Below are 16,447 nucleotides of genomic sequence, written 5' to 3' on the forward strand. Positions count from 1 at the left end.
TTACAAAGCACCCCAACGTTTGTTTTAGGTCAGAAACCTCGTGACGTTCCTATGTGCGCGGTTCATCATGGCATGCCATCACGTACCTGACCCCGCGCCTACCATGAAACCGCTTCTGTCCTCAGCGCTCTCCTTTGTCCTGCTATTTTATACCATGGGTACGGAGCCCGCGCGCGCGGCGGAGGGCGGCGAGAAGAAGGCAGGCCAGAACAGCCCTGCAGCAGTGGCTGATGAGAAAGCCTTCGCGGCTGCGGAGGCTCTGTACGCGGAGGCCAAATTCGTCGAGGCGGAGAAGGCCGCGCAGGCGCTGGTGGCGGCGCGCACGCAGGCGCTGGGCGCGGAGGCCCGGGAAACACTGCGCGTGCGCCTCCTGCTGGCGGAGTCCCTGCGCATGCTGGGCAAGATGGCGGAGTCTGAAAAGCAATTGCGCGAACTGCTGCCGGTGGTGACGAAAGTCTTCGGAGCGGAGGATCGCGAGACGCTGCGCTGCCAGTCCGCCATGATCGCGGCCATCGGCAGCCAAGGAAGGAACGAGGAGGCCGAAGAGGGGTTGCGCAGCCTCATTGCCACCGCGACACGGGTGCTCGGAGCTGAGGATCCCGTCACTCTGGTGGCGCGCCGGCGTCAGGCTGAGGGCTGGCACTTCCAGGGAAAACAAAAGGAGGCCGAAGCGGACCTGCGCGAGAGGCTGGTCATTTACGAGCACAAGCTTGGAGCCGAGGACAGGGAGACACTGCGCTGCCAGTACCATCTCATCCGAGTCTTGTCTGCGCAGAACAAATATGCTGAAGTCGTGGAGCTATGCCGCAGGCTGCTCCCCGTGGAGACGAAGGTGCTCGGAGCTGAGCACGAGGAAACGCTGTCTTGCCAGAATCATCTCATCCAAGCCCTGACGGCCCAGGACAAGCACGCCGAAGTGGAGGCGCAGTGCCGCAGCCTGCTGCCACTTCAGATCAAGGTGCTCGGCGCGGAAAACACCGACATTTTGGCAACACGCATACGTCTGGCCTTCGCCTTGAGACAGCAGGACAAATGGGCGGCAGCCGAGGCGGAATACCGCCTGCTGCTCCCACTGCAGCTCAAGGTTCTCGGCACGGATAACAAGGAAGTGGTGGACACCCGCGGCGGGCTGGCTCTCTCCCTGCGCCATCAGGAAAAACTGGCGGAGGCCGAGGCGGAATATCGTGAGTTTCTGCGGCTCTGCGAACGCGTGCTCCGTCCGGATGACTGGTCCATGCTCCACCTTTACGAGCTGGAAGATTTCATCAAAACCCTCAACAAGAAGGACAAAAAGACGCTGGCTGTCAAGTGGAGCCGTCGGCTGACCGACCTGCACACGAAGCTGTGCGGCCCCGAGGACAGATTTACTTTGTACCAGCGCGACTTCGGGGTCCGCACCCTGACGGACGCGGGAAAACTGACGGAAGCCGAAGCGGAGTGCCGCCTGCTGCTGCCCATTTACGCACGGGTGTTTGGCCCGGAGTCCAAGGATGCGTTGGATGAGCGCATGACCCTTTCCAAAATCCTGCACGAGCAGAAACGGTACGCAGCGGCGGAAAAGGAGTGCCGCCAGGTGCTGGACATCGCTTCGCACGTGTACGGTGCCGCAGATAAGTTCACCTTGGGCCATGTCATGCTGCTGATCATATGGCTCGAGAGGGTGGAACTGGCTGCGGATGAAGCCAATCTGCGGCTGGTGGACCGGAACAAGGATCTGGCAGTCCTGCTGCGCCAGTACCTGCCCGCCTTCATCACGGCCTATGGCAAAGGCCACAGCAAGGTTCTGAACCTCCAGAGCACATTCATCACCACGCTGATGGAGCTGCGCCAGTTCGCGGAGGCGGAGAAGGAATGCCGCAGCCTCGTGGCCGATGCAATCCGCGCGCTCGGGCCAGAGGCCAAACAGACCCTGAAGGCACGCGGCATTCTGGCGAGCCTGTTCGATCAACTCGGCAGAAAACCGGAGGCCGAGAAGGAATACCGCGAGGTGCTGGCTCTCTCCGAACATGCGCTCGGCGCTGAGAGTACGGACACGCTGGAAACCTGCCACCGCCTGGCCCTGTGCCTGGTCAGGCAGAAGAAAGAAAAGGAGGCCCTGAAGTACGCCCAGCGCGCCTACGCAGGCCGCCTGAAGGTGCTGGGCCGGGACCACAAAGACACACGCGAGGCCAATGAACTGGTGGAGCGACTGACCAAGCCCGAGACGAAGGCGTGAGCCGCAGCCCTGGGCAAAATGGCTGCAGCTGTTTTCTTTTTTTTGCGGAAGTCGCTGGATGGACTGGCGGAGGGGCACCGCAAAAGGGGCGGTGCCGGGCGGCCTAGGCCTTGGGCGCCTTCACCCGCAGGTAGCGCATGCCCCACACATGGTCTGGCGAGGCGGCCTCGGGGCGGTCCAGCGTGCCGGTGCTGCCTTTGAGCTCCATCTTCCACTGCCCAAACCCCTCCACGGTGAGGGTCAGCCTGTCCCCCTTCGAGTTCGCCTTCCAGAGGCCGGTGTGCGGTATTTTAGGATTGGCCAGGTCGTTGATGCTGACGGTGCCGTCCGGATGAAAATGCAGCTCGCCATGGGCGGGACCGACAGAGCCGTCCGGCCGCTCGGTGGCGTGGTAGGTCCACTGCGGGGGCATGGGGGAGAGGGTGGCCGCGGCCCCCTTCCCGGCATCGTTCTCCGCACGCGCCGCGCCCGGCTCCGCCCTGGCCTTGAGGTAGCGCGTGCCGACGGGGCGCACCAGTTCGGCCTCGTTGCCATATATCCTCATCTCGCAGGTTTCCCCGCCTTTTTCACCTTCGAGAATCACGCTGAGCACATTCGCCCGGCTGGTGGCCGACCACCTGCCCGGCGTGGAGTCATTGACGTTGCCCAGGACCAGCGTGCCGTCCGGTTTCATGTCCATGAAGCCATTGTCCACCTGCCTTTCCGGCTTCAAGTGGTAGGACCAGTGCATGGGAAACGGACTGGCGGGCGCTGCTGCGGCGACACCTCCACCCGCATTGATCTCCGCACGCACCTTCCCCAGCTCCGCCACCACCTCCAGACTGCCGCCCTCCTTGCCGTTGAGCATGGCCTCGATGCGCGCCACCGCCGCCTTCTGCGCGGAATCCAGCGCCTTCACACGGGCGGCATCGTAGAGCTTGAAGATGTTCGCCGCGCTGGCCTGCGGCTTCAGCACCGGCTCTCCCGCCAGCTTGGCCTTGAGCTGCTGCTGCAGTTCCTCCGCCCCTGCGGTGTCACCGGCTTTCACCAGCGCGGCAATGAGCGGCACGGTGGCCTTTTCCAGCGTCTCGTTCACCTTCACCAGCGCCGCCGCCGAGGCTTTGCGGTAGTCTTCGGCGATCTTCGCCGGCGTATCCGCCAGCACGGAGGAAACGGTGACCAGCAGGAGAGTGGCGCGGAGGAGGAGGCGTTTCATAGGCGCAGGGTGATGAATGAAGGGGGCGTGTGGGAAAATGAGCAGTGCTGGGCGGACTAGGCCTGGGGGGCTTTGATCCGCATGTAGCGGCGGCTCACGCCGGGGCAGTCCATCGTGGCGGTGGAGCCCTTGACCTCCATCTGCCACACGCCTTCGTCGCCTTTCAGGTAATCCATTTTGATGGTGATTTTGTCGCCTTTTTTGTTCGACTTCCACTGTCCTGGCTTCGGCGTCTTGTCCTTGCCCCGGTCCAGCATGATGACCGTGCCATCCGGCTTGAAATGCATCTCCCCGTAGACCACGCCCACGGAGCCGTCCGGCTTCTCCGTGACATGATAGGTCCACACTTCCGGCAGCTGGGTGGCGCTGCCAGCGCTCCTGCTGAGCTCAATCTCCTCCCGCACCTTCGCCAACTCCGTGACGACATCCAGCTTCCGTCCTTCGCTGCTGCCCAGCATGGCATCAATCCGGGAGATGGCGGCCTTCTGCACGGGCTCCAGGGCTTTCAAGCGTGCGGCGTCGTAGCTGAGAAAGAGCACGGCAGCCGCCTCCTGCGGCTTTAGCACGGGCTCCCCGGCCAGCTTGCTTTTCAGCTGCTCACGCAGAGCCTCGGCACCTGCACCATCCCCCGCTTTGACGAGATCCGCGATGAGAGGCACGGTGGCCTTTTCCAGCGTTTCATTCACGCGCTCCAGCGCCTTGGCGGCCTGCTTCTGGTAGTCTGCCGCGATCTTGGCCGCAGTGTCTGCCAGAGCACCGGTGGTCAGCAGGAGCACCGCAGCGGCGGCCAGAAAGAAGAGGAAGTGGGGGCGTGGATGCTTCATGGGAATTGAAATGTGGCGGGTGGATGCTTCAAGCACGAAAGTTTTCAGGGCGCGGAGGCAGCCTTGAGGTGGCGTTTGCCTATGTCGGGGCGGTCAATGGTGCCGCTCTTGTCATCGTAGGTCATTTTCCACACCGCCCCTTTCCAGGTGAGATGCAGGCTGTTTTTACCGGCCTGCACCCAGCCGCCTCTCTGCGTGCCATACCTTGATTTCGGATCCGCATCGATCAGGGACCAAGTGCCATCCGGATTGAAAATCAGATCTCCCATGCTCGGGCTGGCGGCGTTGCGGTGGTACGTCCACCGCAGCGGGAGCGGCGCGGCTGTGACGGGCGTGTCCGCATCGATCTCCGTGCGAAGCTTGCCCAGCGCGGCGAGGGTGTCGAGCTTCGCACCGGCGGGTGTTTGAAGCATGGCATCGATGCGGGCAATGCTGGCTTTCTGCACTACGGCGATGGCCTTGGCCCGGGCCTGATCATACTGCACGAAGAGCTTCATCAGGCCGGCATTCTGGCTGCGCACGAGTTCACCTGCTGTCTTGGCACGCACCTCCTGGGTGATCTGCTGCGCGCCAGCGGCGTCCCCCTGCTGTAAAAGCCTGGCAGCCAGAGGCGCGGCAGACTGCTCCAGTTTCTCATTCACCCGCTGCACCGCCTGCGCGGACTGCAGGTGGTAGTCCGCCGCGATGATGGCCGGCGTATCCGCCAGCACGGTGGAAACGGTGACCAGCAGGAGAGTGGCGCGGAGGAGGAGGCGTTTCATAGGCGCAGGGAAGAAGAAACCGTGGATGGCTGCAGGATGATTTGAAGTGTCGGGGGAACTGTAAAACGCGCTGAAAAAAGCGGACGGGCGGCTCTCTTCGTCATTCCTTGGCGGTCAGAAAACGATCGCCGACGGCGCGCTTCATCACGGCGTTTTTGTCTGTGATGATCATCTCGAATTCCTCCCTCTCGCCCGGAGGGGTCAGCGTGATTTTCAAGACGTTGTTCTTCGTTCTCTCCCACAGCCCGGGACTGCCCGCAGGCCTCTTGGGATTGCCCACCATGTAAGGCGTCCCATCGGCTTTCAGAGTATTGAGAGCCAGCGTTCCGTCCGCACTCAGCAGGAGCTCCCCGACCAGCCGCGATTTGTCGATTCCGGTGTAGTAATTCCAGGCCATGGGAATGGCCGGAGGCGCGGGAGCGGCCTTTCCCGCCTCGATCTCCGCACGCACCTTCCCCAGCTCCGCCACCACCTCCAGACTGCCGCCCTCTTTGCTGTTGAGCATGGCCTCGATGCGCGCCACCGCCGCCTTCTGCGCGGGCTCCAGCGCCTTGCCACGCGCCTGGTCATACTGTGCAAAGAGCAGCGTGGCGCTGGCATGCGGCGTGGGCACGGGCTCGCCGGCGGTCTTGGCCTTGAGCTGCCCGGTGAGCTGCTCCGCCCCTGCGGTATCCCCGGCTTTGATGAGCGCGGCGATCAGCGGCGTGGTGGCTTTTTCCAGCGTGTCATTGAGCTTCACCAGCGCCGCGGCGGACTGCTTGTGGTAGTCCTCGGAGATCTTGGCCGGGCTGTCTGCCAGCGCGGCGGTGGAGGCGAAAGAGACCAGCAGGAGCAGGGAGAGAAAAAAGCGGTGGCTCATGGGAGTGGGCGGAGCATGACACCCATGTGCGACCCAGTTCAAGCAATTAGCTTTCTCTTTTTCCTAGGCTGGAACCGTAACCGGCACCCAGACGCCGACGCATGCGCCCCAGCGCCCCCCTCCACCCAGGCTGCGGCACGCCCATGCTGGGCATGACGGGCGGCGCGGGGCGGTGGCGCTCAGTCGGTCAGGGCGGCGGCGGTCTTTTGGGCGGTGCCCAGCATCTCGGCCTCCAGCTGCAGGATCTGGGCGGCCTTTTCCTCGCCCACCATCAGTCCGAAAAGCTTTTCCGTGAGCACTCGCTCCGTCTGGTAGTCCACGCCAAACTCCTTGATGCCCTTCATGCCCGCCGCGCGCTGCCGGCGGTGCGCCTCAAAGAGCCGCTCCTCGCGGTCGCGGATGGCCTTCAGCAGATCCGCCTGCGTGGCGGAGTCCAGCTGCATGGAGTCAAACAGCCGCTGGTAGCGCGGCGTGCGCTCCTGCATGAGGACATCGAGCATGAGCTTTTTCAGCTTCGGGTTCATGGCCCGGGCGTTTTGGGCCATCACATCGTCCATGCCCGCGCGGCGCTCCTGCTGCTGCTGCAGCTGCTGCGCTTTCTGGGCGTTGCGCGCCGCCATGAGGGAGGGGCGTCTGGCGGCCTCCGCGCTGCTGCCACTGCCCGCAGGCGGGGCGGCAGGCGGCCGGGCCTGCGGTGGCTGCAGCAGCAGGAGGCCCAGCAGCAATGCCGCTAGGAGTACCGGGATGGCAAGTTTCATGACCGTTTGATGGGAGGTGGGGGGGGAAAGAAAGCCCTGGCGGCACCGGCTGCAAGATCAGGCCGCGCCCCGGGCCAGGAGTCTAGTAATAGCACACGCAGGGATTGCTGAAACACACGGGGCATACCGACGCGCACACGCAGGGATTGCTGAAACACACGGGACATACCGACACGCACACGCAGGGATTGCTGAAACACACCGGGCATACCGACACGCACACGCAGGGGTTGCTGTAGCACACCGGGCACACTGTCACGCACACGCAGGGGTCGCTGTAGCACACCGGGCACACCGTCACGCAGGTGCAGGGGTCGTTGCCACACACGGTGCAGGCCATCAGGCAGGGGCCGGTGTTTTCAGCCAGGTGCGCCTTCAGCGCCTGGGTCGCCTGGTCCAGCACATTGAGCGCCGCTGCGGCTGCGAGGATGTCGTTCGCATCCGTCATCTGCTCCATGGCATCGTGCAGCTCCCACCAGGCATACTCCTGAAAGGCGATGACGTTTTCCAGGTCCGAAGTCGGCCCGCACCAGGCCTCAGCCCGGGCCGCCCCCGGCTGCAGCAGCCCGGCCATCAGAGCCAGCAGCAGCAGCAGGCGCACCCAGCTGCCGAGCCACGTTTTCCCGCCCGATGGCGCCCCGCCCCCAGCTTTCTCAAAAACGGATTGGCGAGCATTTGTGCAAGTCTTCTTCATAGTCGTTTGGATGATGTACTTTTTGCCCTGGCCTTATTCTGACCAAGCCTGTTTCTGTATTTTTCCGTATTTTGCATTTAAGCATAATCATAAGCTTAAAGTCAAAACAAACTAAGCCCACAGCCTAAACCATCCTCAGATGAATATGGATTTACCCAACCCCTGCCCCCATATGAAAGGCACCGGCAGTGAGGCATCGCGGGAGTGAAGCCCGGCACGCAGGGCCGCATCCAGCGCGCCCGGAGCCGGGCGCCCCGCCGCCCGCGCGGCCGCGTCACCACGGCTGCAGCAGTCGCATTCCTGTCACTTCCTACCATTTCCGGGTATCGTTTTTCTTGCATCCGCAGATCACGGGCCAAGACTTCCCCCATGTCCTTTCTTTTTGCCTCCTCCCACCTCCCTGAAACCCGGGCCCGGCGTCCTGATGAATGGGAGGACGAGGATGAGGACACGCAGCCCATGCAGCACAGCGGCGGCGTCCGCGCCTTCAGCCACCTGCCGGCGAAAAGATTGGCGGCAGATCCTGCCGGGGCCAGCGGCCTGAGGAGAGGGATCGTCCCGATCCCTCCACACACCGCCGCACCCACCAGCGCCGCGCCCTCCAGAATGCGGGATCAGGATGATCCCCCTCCGCCGGAGCAGGCCCTCGGCCGCCCGTTCCAGCGCACGGAAACCCAGGACGCGGCCACGCCCCCTGGAGACGGCATGGCCGCCGCCAAGGCCAGCGGCGTCTTTGAGGCCGTCCGCCAGCAGCTCAACCACGACGACTCCCCGCACTTCATGGATGAAGACGGCAACCTCCGCCCGCGTGATGTGGCCCGCCAGCAGGACTCCCCTTCCCCCCGTGACCCTCGCAGCCTGCAGTCCGGAGCCGGAGCGCCACCCCGCCCGACGTGGAGCGCCGCACACGCTGCCGCTGCGAATTCCAGCCGCAGCCCCCGCACCCCATCGCCTGCGTCCGATGATACCAGACCTTGGTATACGCCGCCCATCACCCCCGAGGATCTCGATCCTCAGCACTTTGATGATGATGACGCCGCCGGTTCTCATTCCGCCCCCAAAGGCAGGCCGGGGGCACATGACCTCGTGTACCGCTTCCACGGCAGGCCGGAGGAGGCGAAGGAACACAACAGAGGCTTCTACCAGAATGTGGCTGATACGTCGAATACGAAGGCGCAGCTGCCAGATTCTGCTGCCACACCTTCAGCGAGCCCGGCAAAATCCACGAAGAGACACTCCAAAGACAGGCCTCTCGGATACAGAGAGAAAAAAGCACCACCGCCACCCCGGATGGTCTTTGATGAAGTCGGCCCTTCATTTTATGGGAATCCCGCAGACTTGTCCTCACAAGCCAGCGCCATGGGGCTTGATTATGCAAAGCAAGCCAATCCCACCCTCGCTCAGGTTCGGGAAAGAACCCGGAGCCTGGGAACAGGAGACATCTACGTCTATAGCGGCCACGGGGGGCGTGTGGGCGATGAAGCCTTTCTTGCTGCCCATGGAAAAGCGGACTCAAGCAAGCAGGAGGTTCCCATATCCTATGATCGAAAAAGCATTTGGGGAGACTCTTACAAGCAGGCGGGCACAGGTTATTCGGTCGGGCAGTTGAAAGACGACATCGCTCAAAGCGCCCAGGGTGCGCCCATGATGGTTTTTGTCAGCGGCTGCGTGGTGAGCGCCAAGGACATGTCCAAGCTCACGGATGCCGGGGTGCCCATGGTGGTCTCTGCAGGAGGAAAGGCCGGGGAGCGGGATGCCCCCATTCAGATGAAAACCTTCATGGATGTCTTGACAAAAGGCGGCACAATCAACGAGGCTCTGAAAGCCGTGAATGAAATCGTTGACAGGGACAACCGAAGCAAGCTCGACGAAGATGACATGCAGAAGCCCTTCACTGCCGTGTTCAAGGACGGCATCACTGGCGACTGCACCCTCGAAGACCTGCGCAGGCACAATGCCCGGATCAATGACGAGCGGAAAGCCGGCATGAAGAAAGCGGGGGCGCCCGTGCCATGAAGCGCCACCTGCTTCAATTCGGCGCACCTTTGCTCCTCGTCATCGGGATGTGGGCCGTCGGCTGGCTGCCGCTGCGCTGGAGCGATCCCGCCGCCGATCAAAGCCGTGCAGCGGCATCTTATGAAAAAGGCCTGAGCAGCCAAAAGGGCGGCACCACCACCGAGGCGCTGCGCTGGTTCCGCCAGGCTGCCGACCTGGGGCACGCAGGTGCGCAGGCCAAGGTGGGCACGGCCTATGCCACCGGCGCCGGATTGCCCGAGGACCCCGCAGAGGCGCTGCGCTGGTGGCGCAAAGCCGCCGCCCAAGGCGATGCTGAAGGCCAGTATGGGCTCGCACTGGCACAGCTCTCCGGCACCCTGGTCCCGCAGGACAAGGAGGCCGCAGTGAAGCTGCTGCAACAGGCCGCCGCCCAGGACTTTGCCCCGGCCCAGCACCGGCTGGCAGAGTGCTGCCTCCATGGCGATGGCCTGACCGAGACCCCCGCCGAGGCCGTGCGCTGGTACCGCCGCGCCGCTGAAAACGGGCATGCCGGGGCGCAGGTGGAATTCGGCTTCATCTGCAAACGCGGACTCTGGGGAGCGCCGCAGGACGCTGCACAGGCCGTGCAATGGTTTCAAAAAGCCGCCGCGCAAGATGATGCCAGGGCGCAGTATCAGCTCGGCAAGTGCTACGCAGACGGCACCGGTGTGCCAGAGGATCTGGCGGAGGCCATGAAATGGTGCCTCCTGGCCTCTTCCACCTTCGGCAACGACGCCACCCAGTGGATCGAGACTCACGAAAAAGATCTCACTGCCGGGCAGTACGCGGAAGCCCGCGCCCGGGCGCAGGCCTTCCGTGCGCAGCCGCAGAGAAAGTGACATGCAGGAGGCCAGGCCGACGCAGCCCGGAACGCAGCCGCACGGCAGACAAATCTCGCGCCACAGCCCGCCAGCAACGGACCATGAGGCCGCGGATGACAGGCCTTCGCCGCATGCCACCCATCCGCCCGGCCGCCCTCCGAAAACCAATGTCTATTTTTTCATACCACTCTTTGGTATTATTGAGTTTGCATTCCCAAATCCGGCCCAGGACTCCCCCCATGTCCTTTCTTTCTGCCTCCTCCCACCTCCCTGAAACCCGGGCCCGGCGTCCTGATGAATGGGAGGACGAGGATGAGGACGCGCAGCCCATGCAGCACAGCGGCGGCGTCCGCGCCTTCAGCCACCTGGCCCAGCGCGCACATGCCCGGAAAGACTTCGAAGGCCCGCTCTCCACACGCCCCGCCATACCCGTCGGCCGCCGCCCATACATCGAGCCTGAGCACGACCATGCAAAATGCCTGGCATGAATGGCCACTGATCTCGGTGGAGGCCCTGTGGCGAGCTCATCCGCTGCCAGGTGAGAACAAGGCGCTGCACCTCATGCTGCTGGTGCAGCTCAGCCCGCGTCTGAAGTCACTGCGGCCTCGCATCCTGGTCCCGATGCCGGAAGGGCCGGACAAGTCACGGGCTGCCGGCTTCCTCGACCACATCGCCACAGATGTCCAGTCCGCCCGCGAGAAGTTCATCCTCCGGCCCGGTGCTCCATAAAGGCGCATAAAGCCCGTTGCATGGGCACTGCCTCATCATCGTCTCACCTCTTCCCATTCCCCCGCGCCAGCGCGCTCTGCACGGCAGCACGCGCCTTGGCGGAGGCGGGCTGGGTTTCTTTGACGGCATCCGCCTTCAGCAGTTCATCCATCTTCATCAGCAGCTCCGCCACCTTCGCCTCCGGCGCGGCGCTGAGGCTCTGCGCCACCTGCGCGGTGCGCCCGGCCATCTCCTGCCGCAACGCTGGAAACGGAGCACTGTGCGGCCAGAGAGTGAGCAGCATGCCCAGCACGGCCTGCTGCTCTGCGGCGCTGAGGGCTGCGTCCTTCGCGGGCATGGGATCGGCGGCAGGCCTGCCCAGCCAGCGCACGCTCAGCAGCAGCATGTCATCGTTCCCGGACCAGAGGTGGAGGTGAAAGCGCAGCTCCTGCGTGTCTGCCTCCTTGGAAAACCCCAGGGCGGCGGCCAGCGCGGCGCACTGCCAGGCCGGGCTCTGTTTCAGCGGGGCGGTGGAGTCGAGAGCCTCCATCACGTAAGACCTCACCGTGGCATCCTCATGCCGGAGCAGCGGCAGCAGGGCCTGGCCGACTTGCGGCGCGGCGGTTTTGCCGATCGTCCGGAGAGCGTTGAGAGCGTCCAGCGGCAGGCCGGCATCATACATGTCCATGCCTTGCGGATTGTGCGAGTTGTCGCGCAGCAGTTGCGGCAGGGCCTGCACCAGCACGGGCAGGCTCTGCGGGCCCAGGCTTGCCAGCGTGCCCAGCGTCCTGGACTTCACCACCCCGGCGGAATCCTGCAGCAGCGGCAGCAGGGCGGCGGCGTACGGCACGGCAGCGGCGCCCATGTCCTGCATGGCAAAGACCATGCGCACTTTCACCGTGGGATCTGGATCATTGACCAGAGTGAGCAGCGCGGGCATCACCACGGGCGCGGCGGCGGGCCCCAGGTTTGCCAGCGCGTCGATCAGCCTGTATTTCGCCTCGCCCTCCATTTGCGGCAGCAGCGGCAGCAGCGCCCTGGCCACCACGGGCGCGTCCTTCTGCGGCGCGGCCCCCAGGGCCTCCAGAGCATGCAGGCGCACGCGTTCGTTGGCGTCCTGCAGCAGCGGCAGCAGCTCCTGCGCGTAGTTGGGGACTTTTTCGCTCATGCCGCAGAGCAGCCCGGCTGCCGTGGTCTTGTGATAGTCCACCTCGTCCTGGCGCAGCACGGCCAGCATGGCCTGAAAGGCCGCCGGCTCCCCGCCCCGGCCTGCCTGCTGAAGCGCCGCCACCACCTGCAGCGGCAGCTCTGCCGCAGAGACACCGACGCCGCCCCAGCCGTCCGCGTCTCGCGCCACCTCAGGCGCATGCATGGGGCCGCCGGGCTGCTGCAGCAGCGGCAGCAGCTCCGGGAGCAGCGCGGGCGTGGCCTCCGGGCCCATGGCCTTCACCGCCATGAAGGCGTGGTGCCGCACCATGCTGCTGGGGTCTCTGAGCAGCGGCAGCACGGCCTGCAGGTAGGTGGTGGTGTCGCGGCCCAGCGATTCCAGCGCCATCAGAGCCCGGCTTCTCACGGAGCTGTCGCCATCTTTCAGCAGCTCCACCAGCGCGGCGGAGGCGGCGGGTATTTTCTGCCGGGCCATGTCTTCCAGCGCATACACAGCGCTTCTCTTCGCCTCACTGCTGAGGCTGGCAAAGACGGACTGCAGCGCAGGCACCACGGCGGCCGCCTCGTTCAGCCCTGCACCGGACAGCGCATGCATGGCGCAGATGCGCAGGGACTCGGCGCTGCGGCTGTCCGTGAGGTGGTGCAGGAAATCTTTCGCATAGGGTGCGGCGGCCGCTCCCCAGTCATGGAAAACATCTGATGCCACATACCGCACATTCCCTTCAGGGTCATTCAGCAGCGGCAGCAGTGCAGGCAGCACCACGGCTGCGGCATCCGCGCCGGGGCCTGCGTCATTGAGCGTCTCCACCGCCAGCCGCCGCGCCCCGGCATCCGGGCTTTTCAGCAGGAGCAGCAGCGCACTGCGACACGCGGTGGTCTCATGCCCCGTCTTCAGCAGCGCGGCGGCGGCGCCGCATGCCGTGTGAAAATCCGCCTCCTGCAGCAGCGGCCGCAGGGCGCTGATGACCTGCGGCGCAGTCTGGGCCCCGTCCTGCGCCAGCCCCGCGATGGCGGCGCTGCGTGCGGCATCATCCGCAGCGCGAAGCTGCGGAATCAGCGCACTGACACGCTCCGCAGTGAGCGGCGGGGGCGCCGGCGGCACGTATTTTTTCAGCGCCTCCGCCACGCTTTCAGGAGCCGCCTCCTTCAGGTCTGACAGGGCACGCTGCGCATCGTAGCGGACAGAGTCATCCGCATCCTGCAGCAGCGGCTGCAGGAGTGGCACGGCCAGCGCTGCGCCAGCCTTTCCCGTGCTGCCCAGCACCCGCGCGGCGTGGCACCTCAGCATGCTCTGCCTCCTGAAGCTCTCGTCAGCAGGTGAGGAGGGAAGCGGCCCAAAGGGGTCGGGTGCGGCAGCCGCAGGCGCGGGCGGCGGAGCAGGCTTTGCAGCCACGCCCGCTGCCGTGCCAGCATCGGCGGCCAGCAGCAGAGGCTGCATCAAGGAGACCACCAAAGGCGCATCCACACGCCCGAGGCTGCCCAGCGCATCCCTCGCAGCGGTCCACACCGAGCTGCTTTCATCGTTCAGCAGCGGCACCAGGTCTTTCGCAAAAGGCACCGCCTCACGGCCCATCTGCCCCAGCGCCTCCACCGCAGATCTTCGGACCCACTCATTTTCGTCCTGCAGCAGCGGCACCACGTCCCCCGCACAGGGCGTCCCCGCCGCGCTGAACTGCGCCAGCCCCGCCAGCGCCTCGCAGCGGGAACCGATCTCCGGGCTCTGCACCATGGCCCTCAGCTCCTCGATCTTGAGGAATCGCGGAGCCCAGCTCTTCCATACCAGCTCCCTCACCGCCAGTCCGCGCACCGTCGGCGAAGGATCTGCCAGCGCCGCACGCAGCGCGCGCTCCTGCCACGGCAGCGGCGGGGGCGGGGGCGGGAGGCGCCTCTCCTCGGGCGGCGCATCAGAGCCCTGCGCCGCCGCAGGCCCCCGTCTGAGGCAGAGCAGCGCCGCCACGCCGAGCAGCGCCGCCACACCGCACACCACCCGAAACGCCCTGCCAGAAAATACCACGGAGATAAAAGACATGCCGCCGATTTCACCACCCGCACACCATGCAGGCAAGGCTTTTGTGCCCAGGCACACGCCGCCCCCCCTCGCTCCCTCAGCACACCCAGCCATGCGCGGCATCCCTCGCAGCAAAGTGCGCAGGCCTGCATGAAATGAGAATCCGCGCGGCAGGGGCGGACGTTGAATGGGCAGACTCATCACCTTGCACCCACCTCCCATGAAACGCCCTTTCTCCGCCGCCCTGCATGCCCTGCGCCGCCGCCCGCTGTCCTCCAGCCTCGCGGCGGTGGTTTTGGCGGGCGTGGTTTTCGGCAGCCAGTCCTGCGCCTCCTCCTCGCGCAAAAGCTACCCCACCACGCCCTACCACACCGTGGTTTCAGAGGGGCGGCTTTCCATCCGCGAGTATCCGGCGCTCAAAATCGCCCGCACGAGCGGCGCGGAAAATGGCGGCAGCTTCATGCGCCTCTTCCGCTACATCGGCGGGGCCAATGAGACGAAAGAAAAGATCTCCATGACCACCCCCGTGCTCATGGAAAAGAGCACCATGAGCTTTGTGCTGCCGGAGAGCCACCAGAAGCAGGCCCCGCGCGCCGGAGACTCCGCCGTGGAGATCACCACCCTGCCCGCCCGCAAACTCGCGGTGTGCTCCTACAGCGGCAAGCCCGAAGGCCCCGGCCGCGAAAAAGCCCTGGAAGAACTCCGCACCTGGCTGCGCACCCGCAAGCTCGCCTGGACCGAGGAGCCCGTCTTCGCCGTTTACGACGGCCCCTTCACCCTCCCCGCCATGCGCCTGAATGAGGTGATGCTGCCGCTCAAACCCTGACGCCCGCAGGCCCAGGCTCGTTCACTTCTTCGAAGAAGCCGACGGCGCAAACCTGAGGCCTTCGACAAACTCATTCGTCTTGAAAAACTCCGCGCTGGTCACCGGCTTCCCACCGACGGTCAGGTTCTCAAAGGTCAGATCTCGGATGCGCGCATTCTTCTGCCCCCAGAGCATCTGCGGCTCGCCCAGCACGCTGGGCGCGGCGATGGAGATGTTTTGGAAGAGCACGCCCGAGATGTCGCCCTTGCTGTGGCCGCCGTCGCCATAGGGCTTGGGCACGTTCAGGCAGATGAAAAACTGCTGCAGCGTCGGGCGCGGGTCCGTGATGCGGATGTTGCGAAAGACCACGCCGGGGCCTCCGGCTTCATCGTTCTCGCCGCGCGCATTGAAGACACGCCCGCCGCTCCAGCGGTGCCATTTGGCGCGGGAGTAGATCACGTCGCAGTCCTCCACCATGAGCCTGCGCTCCGGGATGCTGCTCAGTACAAAGGAGGAGCCGTTCGCGTCATTCCACAGCACACAGCGGCGGATGCCGCGCCCGTTCACATACAGCGAGTCGTCCTGGGTGCGGATGAAGCAGTCCTCGATCAGCGTGTTGCCAAAAGGGTTGATGCCATCGCCGTTCGCCCGCCAGGTGAAAATCTTGGTCCACTGCACCTTGTTCGGATGCCCCTCGGTGTAGCGGTTGATGAGCATGACCGAGTGCGAGGCCGAGTCGGCGACAGTGATCCCCTCCACCTGCGTGTCCTCGGCTCCGAAGATCTCCACCGGCTTTCGGCTGATGTTTTTCTGCCCCAGGGAAAACAGGCCCAGCGCACTCTCATGCTTGATCCGCGCACCGGAGAGCGTCCCATGGCCGAAGATGCGGATGTTGTGGCCGTCCTTCCATTCCGGATTGCAAAACGTGCCGTACACCATCGCATCTCCCGGTATGTAATACCGGCGGCTGGCATGCACCGGAAACGCCGCCCCGATGTCATGCACCCCCGGCAGAAAGTAGAGCGTGCTCCACCCGCCCTCCGCCGGCGGTTTCTCTCCGGGCTTCACCGTGCGCACCCCGGGGCCGTCCGGGCTCGGCTTGTCCGCCAGCGGTGGATTGGCAAAGACCGAGACCGTGTGGATCGGCGGCCCTTCGTAGCCTTTGCCCGTGTCCTGCCCGTCCATCTGCCCGTCGATGTCCACCGCCACCAGGCAGGGCCTGTCCAGCTTCACCAGCGCCCTGCCCTCCTTCACAGCGCACGCGGAGGCATTGCGCTCCGGATGCACCGCCGCACTGCGGATCGGCTGGCCATTGGCGCGGCTGATCTCCACCTCCACCGCGCCGGAGGTTTCAAAGTTCACGTAGCTGTGAGTCCAGCCCGCCAGGGTGTCAAAGTAGGCCTCCTCCGTCTTGCACTCCGTCTGCCACACAAAGGCGCTTTTCCATTCACCGCCGACAGCCCGCACGCGCACCCGGTAGTGCTCAGACGCCGCAAGCCCCGGCACCGGCGGATAGACCACCAGATCATCGCCCGCATGCAGCAGGAAAAACGGTGCGAGCAGCAGGGCGGTGAGGGCGATGAATTTCACGGGTGGGT

The 16,447-nt window shown here is 64.9% G+C and carries 14 protein-coding genes; 6 read left to right on the forward strand and 8 right to left on the reverse strand.

Going from position 1 to position 16,447, the window contains the following annotated elements; translation table 11 throughout:
* Window positions 1-103: 103 nt before the first annotated feature.
* On the forward strand, window positions 104-2,215 hold the full coding sequence (locus ACFQDI_RS22565; RefSeq protein WP_377171240.1) for a tetratricopeptide repeat protein: 2,112 nt from the start codon (window positions 104-106) through the stop codon (window positions 2,213-2,215).
* Window positions 2,216-2,318: 103 nt separating this feature from the next.
* Here ACFQDI_RS22565 and ACFQDI_RS22570 read toward each other — a convergent pair whose 3' ends face one another.
* From ACFQDI_RS22570 to ACFQDI_RS22595, 6 genes are all read right to left on the reverse strand, one after another.
* Window positions 2,319-3,410: a hypothetical protein gene (locus tag ACFQDI_RS22570; protein WP_377171242.1), complete on the reverse strand. Its 1,092-nt coding sequence runs from the start codon at window positions 3,408-3,410 to the stop codon at window positions 2,319-2,321.
* A gap of 56 nt (window positions 3,411-3,466) precedes the next feature.
* On the reverse strand, window positions 3,467-4,234 hold the full coding sequence (locus ACFQDI_RS22575; protein ID WP_377171243.1) for a hypothetical protein: 768 nt from the start codon (window positions 4,232-4,234) through the stop codon (window positions 3,467-3,469).
* 44 nt (window positions 4,235-4,278) lie between these two features.
* Window positions 4,279-4,995, reverse strand: a complete 717-nt coding sequence (locus ACFQDI_RS22580; protein ID WP_377171245.1) for a hypothetical protein — start codon at window positions 4,993-4,995, stop codon at window positions 4,279-4,281.
* Between the two features lie 100 nt (window positions 4,996-5,095).
* Window positions 5,096-5,854 (reverse strand): hypothetical protein, encoded by a 759-nt coding sequence (locus tag ACFQDI_RS22585; protein WP_377171247.1) that lies wholly within the window; start codon window positions 5,852-5,854, stop codon window positions 5,096-5,098.
* A 179-nt stretch (window positions 5,855-6,033) separates the two neighbouring features.
* Window positions 6,034-6,612: a hypothetical protein gene (locus tag ACFQDI_RS22590; RefSeq protein WP_377171249.1), complete on the reverse strand. Its 579-nt coding sequence runs from the start codon at window positions 6,610-6,612 to the stop codon at window positions 6,034-6,036.
* Window positions 6,613-6,694: 82 nt separating this feature from the next.
* Window positions 6,695-7,306 (reverse strand): hypothetical protein, encoded by a 612-nt coding sequence (locus ACFQDI_RS22595; protein WP_377171251.1) that lies wholly within the window; start codon window positions 7,304-7,306, stop codon window positions 6,695-6,697.
* 369 nt (window positions 7,307-7,675) lie between these two features.
* Between ACFQDI_RS22595 and ACFQDI_RS22600 the strand changes: the two genes are divergently transcribed.
* The 4 genes from ACFQDI_RS22600 to ACFQDI_RS22615 all read left to right on the forward strand — a co-directional run bounded on the left by ACFQDI_RS22600 (window position 7,676) and on the right by ACFQDI_RS22615 (window position 10,890).
* Window positions 7,676-9,322: a hypothetical protein gene (locus ACFQDI_RS22600; RefSeq protein ID WP_377171253.1), complete on the forward strand. Its 1,647-nt coding sequence runs from the start codon at window positions 7,676-7,678 to the stop codon at window positions 9,320-9,322.
* On the forward strand, window positions 9,319-10,179 hold the full coding sequence (locus ACFQDI_RS22605) for a tetratricopeptide repeat protein (RefSeq protein ID WP_377171255.1): 861 nt from the start codon (window positions 9,319-9,321) through the stop codon (window positions 10,177-10,179). Before ACFQDI_RS22600 ends, ACFQDI_RS22605 begins: the two co-directional genes overlap by 4 nt.
* 221 nt (window positions 10,180-10,400) lie before the next feature.
* Entirely contained in the window at window positions 10,401-10,649 is a 249-nt protein-coding gene (locus ACFQDI_RS22610) for a hypothetical protein (RefSeq protein WP_377171257.1), read from the forward strand.
* A complete protein-coding gene (locus ACFQDI_RS22615; protein ID WP_377171259.1) occupies window positions 10,630-10,890 on the forward strand; it encodes a hypothetical protein in 261 nt (86 codons plus the stop codon). Before ACFQDI_RS22610 ends, ACFQDI_RS22615 begins: the two co-directional genes overlap by 20 nt.
* A gap of 43 nt (window positions 10,891-10,933) precedes the next feature.
* Here ACFQDI_RS22615 and ACFQDI_RS22620 read toward each other — a convergent pair whose 3' ends face one another.
* Window positions 10,934-14,065, reverse strand: coding sequence for a HEAT repeat domain-containing protein (locus tag ACFQDI_RS22620; protein WP_377171261.1), 3,132 nt, complete (start codon window positions 14,063-14,065; stop codon window positions 10,934-10,936).
* Window positions 14,066-14,264: 199 nt separating this feature from the next.
* Here ACFQDI_RS22620 and ACFQDI_RS22625 point away from each other — a divergent pair, with 199 nt between their 5' ends.
* Complete coding sequence (locus ACFQDI_RS22625) at window positions 14,265-14,870, forward strand: SOUL family heme-binding protein (protein ID WP_377171263.1); 606 nt, start codon at window positions 14,265-14,267, stop codon at window positions 14,868-14,870.
* 21 nt (window positions 14,871-14,891) lie between these two features.
* Here ACFQDI_RS22625 and ACFQDI_RS22630 read toward each other — a convergent pair whose 3' ends face one another.
* Window positions 14,892-16,439 carry a glycoside hydrolase family protein gene (locus tag ACFQDI_RS22630; RefSeq protein ID WP_377171265.1) on the reverse strand — a complete coding sequence of 516 codons (1,548 nt, stop codon included), beginning with the start codon at window positions 16,437-16,439 and terminating at the stop codon, window positions 14,892-14,894.
* Window positions 16,440-16,447 lie beyond the last annotated feature (8 nt).

The sequence above is a fragment of the Prosthecobacter fluviatilis genome (assembly GCF_042655725.1).
GTDB lineage: Bacteria > Verrucomicrobiota > Verrucomicrobiia > Verrucomicrobiales > Verrucomicrobiaceae > Prosthecobacter > Prosthecobacter fluviatilis.

Coding starts and splice junctions, on each gene's coding strand:
- ACFQDI_RS22565 (WP_377171240.1), top strand. CDS start 104: ATGAAACCGCTTCTGTCCTCAGCGCTCTCCTTTGTCCTGCTATTTTAT.
- ACFQDI_RS22570 (WP_377171242.1), bottom strand. CDS start 3,410: ATGAAACGCCTCCTCCTCCGCGCCACTCTCCTGCTGGTCACCGTTTCC.
- ACFQDI_RS22575 (WP_377171243.1), bottom strand. CDS start 4,234: ATGAAGCATCCACGCCCCCACTTCCTCTTCTTTCTGGCCGCCGCTGCG.
- ACFQDI_RS22580 (WP_377171245.1), bottom strand. CDS start 4,995: ATGAAACGCCTCCTCCTCCGCGCCACTCTCCTGCTGGTCACCGTTTCC.
- ACFQDI_RS22585 (WP_377171247.1), bottom strand. CDS start 5,854: ATGAGCCACCGCTTTTTTCTCTCCCTGCTCCTGCTGGTCTCTTTCGCC.
- ACFQDI_RS22590 (WP_377171249.1), bottom strand. CDS start 6,612: ATGAAACTTGCCATCCCGGTACTCCTAGCGGCATTGCTGCTGGGCCTC.
- ACFQDI_RS22595 (WP_377171251.1), bottom strand. CDS start 7,306: ATGAAGAAGACTTGCACAAATGCTCGCCAATCCGTTTTTGAGAAAGCT.
- ACFQDI_RS22600 (WP_377171253.1), top strand. CDS start 7,676: ATGTCCTTTCTTTTTGCCTCCTCCCACCTCCCTGAAACCCGGGCCCGG.
- ACFQDI_RS22605 (WP_377171255.1), top strand. CDS start 9,319: ATGAAGCGCCACCTGCTTCAATTCGGCGCACCTTTGCTCCTCGTCATC.
- ACFQDI_RS22610 (WP_377171257.1), top strand. CDS start 10,401: ATGTCCTTTCTTTCTGCCTCCTCCCACCTCCCTGAAACCCGGGCCCGG.
- ACFQDI_RS22615 (WP_377171259.1), top strand. CDS start 10,630: ATGCAAAATGCCTGGCATGAATGGCCACTGATCTCGGTGGAGGCCCTG.
- ACFQDI_RS22620 (WP_377171261.1), bottom strand. CDS start 14,065: ATGTCTTTTATCTCCGTGGTATTTTCTGGCAGGGCGTTTCGGGTGGTG.
- ACFQDI_RS22625 (WP_377171263.1), top strand. CDS start 14,265: ATGAAACGCCCTTTCTCCGCCGCCCTGCATGCCCTGCGCCGCCGCCCG.